Genomic DNA, 11,403 nt, shown 5'->3' on the forward strand with positions numbered 1-11,403 from the left:
ATTCTTAAGTTATATAAAATTGAAAAGTGCTGCTAAATTATAAAAATTATAGCTTTAAAATAGTTAACAAATCAATTTATATCCAAAACCTCTAACATTTAAAATTTTTATGTTAGAATCTGCTTTTAACTTTTTTCTAAGTTTGCTGATAAAAACATCCATACTTCTGGCATTAAAAAAATCGTCATTACCCCATAATTTGTTTAAGATAAAAGTTCTGTCTAAGACTTCATTTTTTTTCTCAAAAAGATAAAAAAGTAATTGCGCTTCTCTGTGTGTTAAAGTTTCTGTTGTATTTAAATGTACCAACGTTTGTTTGGTAAAATTAAAAATATACTCGCCTATTTTAAGGGTTTCTACATTGGTTTTTAATTCAATTCTATTCAGTAATGCTTTAATTCTAACAATAAGCTCTTCCATAGAAAAGGGCTTTTTTAAATAATCGTTACCACCAATAGAAAAACCTTCTAAAACATCGCTAGTTTGCGATTTTGCTGTTAAAAAAATAATAGGAATATTCTTGTTTTCTTGTCTAATTTCTTGCGCTAAAGTAAACCCATCTTTTTTGGGCATCATAACATCTAATACTAAAATGTCTGGTTGTTCTGTTTGATAAATTTGGTAAGCTTCTTCGCCATTTTCTGCATGATAAACCACAAAATTTCTAGTTTCTAAACTCTCTTTTACAATCATTCCTAAACTAGCTTCATCTTCAGCTAAAAGCACTTTAATTTTAGACATTGGGTATGGTTATTTTAAAAATGGTTTGTTTTTTATCAGAAGAAAGCGCAATGCTTCCTGTATGTTTTTCGATAATTTTTTTACAATAATACAAGCCAATTCCAAAGCCTTTTACATCGTGTTTATTTCCTTTCGGAACTCTGTAAAATTTGTCGAAAATCTTTTCTTGTTGATTTTTTTCAATTCCATTTCCATCATCAGCAATGGTAATTTCTGTTGAATTTAAAATAGAATTGACGTTAATTTCAATAGTATTTCCACCATATTTTATGGCATTGTCTATTAAATTAGAAATTACATTTTCAAAATGAAAAACATCAACATTTACATAATTAGGTTGTAAGTTCCATGAAAAATGCAACTCTTTGTTATTGGCTAATAATTGGTGTTTTTTTACTAGTTTATCTGTCATTTCAACAATATCAACAGTTTCTTTTTTTAGCATTAATTGTTCGCTATCTAAAGTAGCAGTTTCTAACAATTTTTCTACCATTTGATGTAGTTTTTTTAATTGTACAGCAGACATTGCCAAATATCTTTGGGTTTTTTCTTTATCATCTAAAACATTAAAATTTTCTATAGCTTCAATGGCTGTAGAAACTGTAGCAATTGGTGTTTTAAATTCGTGCGTAATATTGCTAATTAAATCGTTTTTAATGGCTGCTAATTCTTTTTGTTGATTAATGATTTTTAATAAATAAAACAAACAAGAAATAATTAATAAAGACAAAATTAACGATAGAAAAATGCCGCCAAAACTTCTTTTTAGTGCTTCATAATTTGGGTTGCTGTAATATAATTTATAAGATTGATTGTCTTTTACATAAGTAGATTTTGAGTTTGCTGAAAACTTTTTATCCACTAAAGTAGTGTCTTTGGTTTTCTTAAAAATGGTATCTTTTTTTAAATGATGAAAACTTGTTTTTAAGTGAATACCTTTGGTGTTTAATTGATTTTCTATTAAAGAATCTATTGTATTGTAATCTAAAGATTGATCTAAAAATGAGATAAAGATGGGTTTTAGATTGGTGACTAGTTTTAAACTATCTGCGGCTCTTTTTCCTTTAAAATATTTTACTGCAGTTTTACTGCCATTTTCATCAAAATGAATTCCGTTTTTATCATCTGTAAATTGGGTATAGGAAGTAGTGGAATCATTCTTCCATCGAAAACGAAGTAAAGAATCTCTTTTCCAATTAAGTTTAGTAACAAATTCTCTTGTACCAAGCATCAAAGAATCTCTTTTTTCTTGAGATAAATTTTCATCCGAAGAAATTTGAATACTATTAATAGTAAATTTAGGTTTCAGGTTATTTTTAGAATTTGAACTGTTTTTTATTTTAGAAATTATAGAATCGAAAGCTATATTTTTTTTAATTTTTACAGTTTGATCAGCATCTGTATCGTTATTAACAATGGTTAAAAAATTACTTTTTGCCAAAGTAGAAAAGTATTCTTCTATTGCATTGTCTAAACTTAATTGAATTTCATTAGCAACTCTTTGCTTGTTTTCTTGATAATTTTTTAGATTCCAATAAAACTGAACCCCAATTGTAGTAATAATTGTGATGGTTATTAAATAAAAAATCCATTGGTATTTTTTGGTATTCATATTACAAATATAGGTTGTAATTTTAAGAAAATTAACTGGTTAACACTCGTTAACGTTCGTTAACCTTAAAAAGTAAATTGATGTTGCATCTTTGTAGTGTAATCAAATAAAACAATTCATTATGAAAAAACTTACAACAGTAATTCTATTATTATGTTCAACAATTGTATTAGCACAACATAAAAAAATCACCTTAAATGAATCTATTAATACAGAAACAGATGTAAAAATAAGCTCTATGACTTTTACTGCAGATACTGTTAAAGAATTGGAAAGTATAGATTGGAATGATGTAAAAGCTATCTTTGAAAACAATAAAGACGAGGAACTTATAAAATTGAGTTTTGGAATTGATTTAAAAAAATCTTCAAATAAAAAAGTTGCAATTACAGGTAAATTTTCTGTTGAAGGAAAATCTGAAAATATTGATGATTTAATAATCAAATCAAAAAAAGGAATTAACGGACTAATAAAACTTTACAAAAAATACGAAAACGAATAAATTATGAAAACTATTACAACACTATTGGCGTTACTAGTAGCTACTGTTATAAATGCACAAAATTTTACAGGAAAAGCTATTTATAAAACGAGTAGAAAATCTAATGTGAAATTTGGAGAAAACCAAAAGGGAATAACCGATGAAATGCAAGAAGAACTCCAAAAGAGATTACAAAAAATGAATCAAAAAACTTTTGTCCTTGAGTTTGATAAAACAAATTCTACCTACAGAGAAGAAGTAAAATTGGCAGCACCAAACCCAAAAGCAAATGGAGCAAAAATTGTTCTTATGAGTGTTGGTGGTTCTGGACAAGGGAGTATTTATTATAAAAACCTTAAAGAAAAGCGTTTTGCCAATCAAACTGAAATTATGGGAAAAGCGTTTTTAGTGAAAGATAACCTGCCTGAATATGACTGGAAAATGAGTACTGAAACAAAAAATATTGGACAATACACCTGTTACAAAGCAACCCATACAGAAGAGGTAGAAAATAAAAAAATTAGTTTTATTAACGGTGAGTCTAAAGAAACTTTAACCAAAGCAACTAAAGTTACTACAGCTTGGTATACGTTACAAGTGCCAATTAGTAATGGACCAAAGAATTACCAAGGTTTACCTGGTTTAATTTTAGAATTAAATGATGGTAAAAATCTAATAGTTTGTACAGAGATTGTGCTAAATCCGTCTGAAACTATTAAAATTAAAGAACCTGAAAAAGGAAAAGTAGTTAACCAAAAGAAATTTGATGAAATCCAAGAACAAAAAAGCAAAGAAATGATGGAGAAATTTAAAAGTAGAAACGGAATGGACATTGGTGGTGGAATTAATATTAAAATGGGTGGCTAAAAATCATTTGTTAAACTTTTCCTAACGTCTTTAAACTTTTAAGTTTTTTTTAAGTCTTACAGAATATTATAACAGGTACTTTTGTAAAAACTAAAAAAATGAAATCATTATTTACCCTAGTGTTAGCGCTAGCAACCATTACATCTTTTGCTCAAAAAGATTTTCAAGGAAAAGCAACTTATATGTCTAAAACTACTGTTGATATGAGTATGTTTGGAGATAGAATGACAGAACAACAGAAACAGCAAAGGCTTGCTAGAATGAAAAGCTTTTTAGAGAAAACCTACACGCTAAGTTTTACTCGATCAGAATCTTCATTTAAAGAAAATGTAAAATTAGATGCTCCAGGGGCTTCTCGATCTAGATGGGGAGCGAGTAATGGTCAAGGCTCTATTTATAAGAATTTAAAAGAAAAAGAAATGATAGAAGATATAGAGCAGTTTAGCAAACGTTTTCTTATTGTGGAAGAGATGGAGCAACCTAAATGGGAATTAGGTACAGAAACTAAAAAAATAGGTCAGTATACTTGCTACAAAGCAACAATGACTACTGTTGATACCAAAATTGATTGGGGTAGTATTTTTAGAAGAGGAAGTCAAGCCAAAGATTCTACAAAAACTGAAAAGAAAAACGATATTAAATTATTAAAAGTAACTGCTTGGTATTCGCCACAAATACCTGTTAGCTCTGGCCCAGAAAGTTATTGGGGATTACCTGGTTTAATTTTAGAACTAAATGCTGGCAGAACAACCATGCTTTGTACAGAAATTGTACTAAATCCAGAGGAAGCTATTGAAATTAAAAAACCTAAAAAAGGTAAAAAAGTAAGCAGAGAAGAGTACAACAAAATTATAAAAGTAAAAACAGAAGAACTTAAAGAACGTTTTCAAAACAGAAGTAGAGGTGGTGGAAGAAGATTTTAAAAATCGCCTAAATTGCTTTTAACCCAACTACATTAATTCAAATCAAACAAATGAAAAGAATATTACTAATCACCATTTTTATGGTGTCATGGGTATCTAGTGCCCAAATTAAATACACAGGAGTGGTAAAAGACTCTATTGGAGAGCCTTTAGAAATGGCCAATATTATTGCCTTAGATACTGTTGCTAAAACCATTGCGTCTTACGGTTTTTCTGATGCTAATGGTACTTTTAAATTAGATTTAAAGAAAAACACAGTCTACAACATAAAGATTAGCTACGTAGGTTTTAAAGAAATTAGTGAGTTTGTAAAAACAAACACTACCAATATTACTAAAAACTACACCATGTATGAAGACAATATGTTAGATGGTATTAATATTGTTGCTAAAATGCCAGTAACTGTTAAAGGTGATACTATTATTTATAATGCAGATTCCTTTAAAAATGGTTCTGAACGAAAGTTAAAAGACGTTATCGATAAACTACCTGGTGTAGAAATTAACGACGCTGGCCAAATAGAAGTAGAAGGAAAAGCGGTTGAAAAAATTATGGTAGATGGTAAAGAGTTTTTTAGTGGAGACACAAAACTAGCTACTGAAAACATACCTTCTAATGCTGTAGATAAAATTCAAGTTTTAAGAAATTATGGTGATGTAAACCAATTAAAAGGAGTGCAAAACAACCAAGATAGAGTTGCCATAAACATCAAATTAAAAGAAGGTAAAAAGAACTTTTGGTTCGGAGATATTTTAGCGGGTGCAGGAGATTCTCCAGACACTGGGTTATATCTATTTCAACCTAAACTATTTTATTACACACCCAAATACACCATTAATGTTATTGGTGATGTAAATAATATGGGAGAAGTAGTTATTGGTAGAAGAGAAGCAAGAAATTTTGGAGGAAGCTTTAGAAGTCAGAGTCCATCCAATGGAACTAATATTAGTACACCAGATGCAGGTATTGGTATTTTAAATGCAAGTGCTAGAAATGCCAATAGAATAGAAACAAAATTATCGGCTTTAAACTTTAGTTATTCTCCAAATCCAAAATTAGATTTAAGTGGATATTTAATATGGTCTGGAAACAGCAATGGACAAAGAAATATCAATTCTATCGATTATGTAGACCCTGATACTCCAGATGATGTTGTAGATAATACTACAGACCAAACCAGTAATATAGGTTTATTCAGGTTTAGTACTATCTACAAAAAAGATTTTAACAATCAATTAAACTACAATATTACAGGTCGTTTAACAAACGAGTTTAGAACAGACAATGTAAACTCTCAAGTTTTGAGTGATATTACTGAAACAGAAAGGGCAACACCTTTTACCATAAATCAAGATTTTAGTTATTTTTATACAGCTAGTGAAACAAGTATTTTTGCGTTAGAAGTACAACATTTATTGCAAGACGAAGATCCTTTTTATATTGCATCTTTAGAGAATGACCCAAATAACAACGACAATGATCCTGATGGAGATATGCCTCCAGATGGATTTGATGATGCAGCAGAATCATTAGATTTAGATAGAAGTTTAACGTTTTATGATTTAGAACAAGACAGACGTGTAAAAACAAATCAGCTGAATGCAAAATTAGATTACTATTACATTTTAAATCAAAAAAGTAATTTAAACTTTGTTGCTGGTACAATTTTAAGCAGCCAACGTTTTAATTCAGAGTTTTTTCAATTAGGTACCACTAACATACCAAATCCAGAAATTGATGGTATAGAAGATGAACAAATTAACAACGATACTGAATATAAATTTACAGATATTTATGCTGGTTTAAGATACCGTTTAAAAACTGGAATTTTTACAATCACTCCAGGTTTTACTGCGCACTCTTACAATTCTAATAATACACAATATGGTACAGAGTTTTTTCAGGACACCTTTTTTAAAGTGCTTCCAGAATTTGAAGCCATTGCACAATTTAAAAGAAGCGAGAGTTTAAGGTTTACCTATAAACAAGAAGTAAATTTTACAGATGTTAGTCAAGTTGCCAGAGGAATTGTAGCTAACAATTACAACTCATTTTTTGCTGGTAATTCAGAGCTTTTAAATGCTAGTTTTCATAACGTAAGTTTAAACTATAGTAGCTTTAACCTGTTTAATAACAGTAGTGTTTTTGCAAGAATAAATTATAGAAAAACAATGGATCAAGTAAATAGAAACACCATATTTGAGCCAGGATCTGTAGTTTCTAGTAGTACTTCTATAAATTCGCCATTAGATAACGAAAGTTTTACTGCATTTGCAAGTTTAAGTAAAACCATCAGAAAAATAACAGCAAGATTAGGAGGTAATTTTTCGTATAACAAAAGCTACCAATTTATAAATTCTTTAGAGAATACAAACGAAAATATTTCTAGAGGTATTAATACAAGAATTGGTACTAATTTTACAAAAGCACCAAACGTTAGCCTTCGATACAATGTAAACTTTAATGATCAAAGCAATACTGCAAGAACACAAGATGTAAAAACAGTAACACACACACCATCTATTAATTTTGATGCTTACATCTGGAATTCTTTAACACTAACAGCAGATTATTCTTACACAGATCAAAGACAGAATGGCGAAAGTACAAATACCTTTAGTATTTTAAATGCAAAATTAGCATACAGAAAAAATAGAGATGCCAAATTAGAATATGAGTTAATAGGTAGCAACTTATTAGCCACAGGTTCTCAGGCCTCAGTAAACCAAAGTATTATTGCTTTTACAACTAACGAACGTTTTATTTTACCAAGATTTATCAGTTTAAGACTACGTTACCAGTTGTAAATAACAGTTTAATTTAGTTTTTTTAAATGGCTCTTTTTAGAGCCATTTTTTATTTACTTTATATATTTTTGTAACATGAGTATTATTGCTACAAAATCATCATTTTACGCTGCGTTTAAGAGTTTAGGTCTGTTATATCTTTTCTTTATTGTGGGGTTGTTTTTAGATAGTTTTTATATGATAAAAATTACAAATAATGCCCAATTATATGCAAATATTTTAATGTTTAGTGTATTTGCAATTACCATCTTTAAAGTAAATAAAAGACTAAAAATACAAATGCTATTTGCTGTACTCATTGGTTTTGTAGGTGAGTATTTATTTTCTGTACTCTTAGGGATGTACACCTATAGATTAGAAAACGTACCACACTATATTCCTTTTGGTCACGCTTTTGTATATTTAGCTGTATTACTTTTTGCAAAAGCAGCCTCTATAAAAAAACACCATATAAAAATTGAGAAATTTCTGACTATTTTCATCTTCATTTATGCAAGTGTATTTCTTATTGTAAAGAATGATGTTTTCGGTTTTGTAATGACCATAACAACACTTTTAATTTTAAGAAATAAACCTAGAGAGCGTTTATTCTACTTAACCATGTATATTTCTGTAGCTTGCCTAGAAATAATCGGAACCTATTATAAATGTTGGTGGTGGCCATCCACTGCTTGGGGTGTTATTCCTTTTTTACCAAGCTATAACCCACCAAGTGGAATTAGTCTATTCTATTTTTTATTAGATTTAGGTACTTTATGGCTCTACAAACAAACCCATAAAACAGCTTGGCAAAGAATGAAAAATATAAGATATATTCGCTCATCCACATCAAACTAAAACAATAATAGCTACGTTATCATAATAATCAATTAAATTTAGAATGTCGATAAAAGTTACTTCAGTTAGCAAAATATACACCACTCAAAAAGCATTACATGAGGTTTCTTTTTCTGCGGATAAAGGTCAGATTATTGGGTTTTTAGGACCAAATGGCGCAGGGAAATCTACTATGATGAAAATCTTAACTGGCTATGTAAAACCAAATGCAGGCGAGGTTTTGGTTGATGATATTGATGTATTACAAAATCCATTAGAGGCTCAGAAAACTATTGGGTATTTGCCAGAACATAATCCTTTATATGCTGATATGTATGTACGAGAGTACTTGCAATTTCAAGCCTCAATTTTTGAGGTGGATAAAAACGAAATAGAAACCTGTATAAAAAAAGTGGGTTTAGGTGCTGAAGCGCATAAAAAAATCAATCAATTGTCTAAAGGATATCAACAAAGAGTAGGTTTGGCAGCTGCTATTTTACACAATCCGTCTGTGTTAATTTTAGATGAACCCACAACTGGTTTAGATCCAAATCAATTGGTAGAAATTAGAGCGTTGATTAAAGCCTTAGGCAAAGAAAAAACAGTACTCTTTTCTACGCATATTATGCAAGAGGTAGAAGCCGTTTGCGATCGGGTAATCATCATCAAAAAAGGTGAAATCTTAATCGATAAAAAGCTAAAAGAACTCCAAAATAACAATCAACAAGTTATAAAAGTTGTTTTTAATACTAAAATTGATGAGGATAAATTATATCAAATTCCTTATTTATTGTCCGTTGATAAATTAGACCACAAATCTTGGAAGTTATTTTTTAAAACCCAAGAAGATATGCGTTCTCAAATTTTTGATTTTGCGCAAGATAATGAGCTTAAAATCTTAGAATTGGTTGCAGAAAACAAGAATTTAGAAAGTTTGTTTAGAGAATTGACTTTACAATAAAGTTATATGCTTGTAAAATATAGACTTTACAGGTCTTGAATTATCTCGAAAAAATCACTACAAATTACTTCCTTTTGGAGTTTGCCATACGCGTTAAGGATTGAGCGGTTTGTTTGAACTCTTTTTTGCTTTTTCAGCAAAAAAAGTGAGTAGCGAAAGCCTGACCTGAAAGGGAACGCCCTAATAATTTTATTGAGTTAAATATTGATAGGCTTCTAACAAGGTAGGAAAAACCAATTGACTACCAGCTGCTTTAAGCTCTGCTTCTGAATATTGTGTTAAAATACCAATAGGAATCATACCTGCTGCTTTTGCAGCTTTTGTGCCTGTTAAGCTGTCTTCGAAAACCCAAAGATGTGCAAAATCGCTTTGTGTAAATCCTAAAGCTTTTGCCAAAGTCATATAAGCCTCTGGATGAGGTTTAGGTTTCTCATAATCTTGTACACCAAAAACCGTTTTAAAATCTAGATTTAGGTGATAAACACTATTCTTTAAAAATTGTTTGGTGGCATTACTTGCTATGCCATAAGGAATTTTTTCTTCGGATAAAAAAGCTGTAAACTCTCTTACACCTGGTAATAATTTAGGTACTGTAAAATAGGTGTCTAAATGTTTATCTTTTAAATGGTACAATTCTGCTGTTTGAGCTTCTTTACCAATAACGCTACAAAAATATTCAGCAATAATCATGGGCGATTTTCCTGAATGAAATTTTGGAAAAGGTGCAATTTCTTCATGAAACAGTTCTTTGAAAGCCGATTTCCAAGCAGAAAAATGGCTTTCAAAACTGTTTACGATTACACCGTCAAAATCGAATAAAAATCCTTTAGGCAATTTCATTAACCAATGTTTTAGCGGCTACTAATTTAGTTAAATATGGATTTAAAAACTTATTTGTTGGGTCTAATTTTTGTCTTATTGCTTTAAATTCTTCCCATTTTGGATAAATTTGAGACAATTCTGCATCTTTTGCTGCAAAACGTTTTCCCCAATGTGGTCTACCACCATATTTTAAGAAAATATTTTCTATAGTTTTAAACGCTTCATAAGTATCTGCAGTAGCTGCATTTCTAGATACACAACCCATGGTTACTGTATCATGTCCATAGGCATAACTTAACCAAGATTTGTCTTGATATACAAAACGCACATCCATTGGAATATGAATAAAAGATTTGTTATTCCATTGGTTGATTACGGTTTTTAATTCTTTAAATACTTCTGGAAACTTGTCTAAACTTACTGTCCATTCTGCCAACTCTAAAGTAGATCCTCTAGATTTTGTAACAGTGGCTTGATACAAAGTTCCTTTATGTTCTTTTTTTGAACTGAAAAAGGCTTTGGCTAATATTTTGTTAGCAATGGCTGTTAACCAAGGGAAAATGTGTGTGTATTTGTATAAAATTTTTGAAGCAGTTCTTCGATGTTTTAAATAACTTGGCCCTAAATTTTCTACCACCTTTGCATCAGCATCTATTTTATCGCCAGTAATCACGTATCCTGTATCTGTATGAGGCAGCCACAAGATTCTAAGAAAATCGTGTTTTTTTAACCTACTCTTAATTTTCGGTAACCATTCACTATCTTTTTCTGGTCCTTCTTTGATATGTAAAGTATAGGCTGGTTGACATTGAAAAGTTACAGTAGACATTACACCTAACATTCCTAAAGAAACCCGAACTGCATCTATTAAATCGTCTTTTTCTGTAATGGTTTTTACGCTTCCGTCAGCCAACACCAAATTACAAGATGTCATATATTCACACAGTAATTTACCGCTTGTTCCATGGGTTCCTGTGGCTAATGCACCACCGATAGTAATGGTATTAATATCTGGCAAGCAGGGTATACACCAACCTACAGATTCTATAGCTTCTAACAACTCGCTTAAGATTAAACCAGACTGAACTGTAATTGTTTTATCGTAATAATCGTAAGAAACAATTTTGTTATAACTTGTCATGTCTATCAACACATCAGTACCTGCAGCTATATCCGCAGAAGATTGTTTGCTTCCAAAAAAACGTATTTTTTCATTTTGCGCTACAACTTTTTGAAGTTCTTCTTCAGTAGTAATATCATACTTTGTGGTGTAGTTGTACTTAAGGTTCTCATTCCAGCTAACCCAAGTTCCGTTATTTTTTTGTTTCATGATTATTTAATTTTGTTAAACAAAATTACAGAATTATAAGGCT

General features: G+C 30.2%; 10 protein-coding genes. 6 read left to right on the forward strand and 4 right to left on the reverse strand.

Features of this window, described 5'->3' with window-relative positions; all coding sequences use genetic code 11:
• Positions 1-63: 63 nt before the first annotated feature.
• The gene (locus ACW9UN_RS05520) at positions 64-741 is read right to left on the reverse strand and encodes a response regulator transcription factor (protein WP_459484639.1); all 678 of its coding nucleotides are present in this window, start codon (positions 739-741) and stop codon (positions 64-66) included.
• Positions 734-2,353, reverse strand: coding sequence for a sensor histidine kinase (locus ACW9UN_RS05525; protein WP_459484640.1), 1,620 nt, complete (start codon positions 2,351-2,353; stop codon positions 734-736). The genes ACW9UN_RS05520 and ACW9UN_RS05525 overlap by 8 nt, the downstream gene beginning before the upstream one ends.
• Before the next feature lie 121 nt (positions 2,354-2,474).
• Between ACW9UN_RS05525 and ACW9UN_RS05530 the strand changes: the two genes are divergently transcribed.
• From ACW9UN_RS05530 to gldA, 6 genes are all read left to right on the forward strand, one after another.
• Complete coding sequence (locus ACW9UN_RS05530; RefSeq protein WP_459484641.1) at positions 2,475-2,855, forward strand: hypothetical protein; 381 nt, start codon at positions 2,475-2,477, stop codon at positions 2,853-2,855.
• A gap of 3 nt (positions 2,856-2,858) precedes the next feature.
• The gene (locus ACW9UN_RS05535) at positions 2,859-3,701 is read left to right on the forward strand and encodes a GLPGLI family protein (RefSeq protein ID WP_459484642.1); all 843 of its coding nucleotides are present in this window, start codon (positions 2,859-2,861) and stop codon (positions 3,699-3,701) included.
• 98 nt (positions 3,702-3,799) lie between these two features.
• Entirely contained in the window at positions 3,800-4,624 is an 825-nt protein-coding gene (locus tag ACW9UN_RS05540; protein ID WP_459484644.1) for a GLPGLI family protein, read from the forward strand.
• 50 nt (positions 4,625-4,674) lie between these two features.
• Positions 4,675-7,431, forward strand: coding sequence for a carboxypeptidase-like regulatory domain-containing protein (locus ACW9UN_RS05545; protein WP_459484647.1), 2,757 nt, complete (start codon positions 4,675-4,677; stop codon positions 7,429-7,431).
• Positions 7,432-7,506: 75 nt separating this feature from the next.
• Positions 7,507-8,268: a hypothetical protein gene (locus tag ACW9UN_RS05550; protein ID WP_459484649.1), complete on the forward strand. Its 762-nt coding sequence runs from the start codon at positions 7,507-7,509 to the stop codon at positions 8,266-8,268.
• Between the two features lie 43 nt (positions 8,269-8,311).
• Positions 8,312-9,208: a gliding motility-associated ABC transporter ATP-binding subunit GldA gene (gene gldA, locus ACW9UN_RS05555; protein WP_459484652.1), complete on the forward strand. Its 897-nt coding sequence runs from the start codon at positions 8,312-8,314 to the stop codon at positions 9,206-9,208.
• Positions 9,209-9,397: 189 nt separating this feature from the next.
• Here gldA and ACW9UN_RS05560 read toward each other — a convergent pair whose 3' ends face one another.
• Both ACW9UN_RS05560 and ACW9UN_RS05565 read right to left on the reverse strand, forming a co-directional pair.
• Positions 9,398-10,048 carry an HAD family hydrolase gene (locus ACW9UN_RS05560; RefSeq protein ID WP_459484655.1) on the reverse strand — a complete coding sequence of 217 codons (651 nt, stop codon included), beginning with the start codon at positions 10,046-10,048 and terminating at the stop codon, positions 9,398-9,400.
• Positions 10,035-11,360 (reverse strand): D-arabinono-1,4-lactone oxidase, encoded by a 1,326-nt coding sequence (locus ACW9UN_RS05565; protein WP_459484657.1) that lies wholly within the window; start codon positions 11,358-11,360, stop codon positions 10,035-10,037. Before ACW9UN_RS05565 ends, ACW9UN_RS05560 begins: the two co-directional genes overlap by 14 nt.
• Positions 11,361-11,403 lie beyond the last annotated feature (43 nt).

This window comes from Polaribacter litoreus (genome assembly GCF_054584775.1).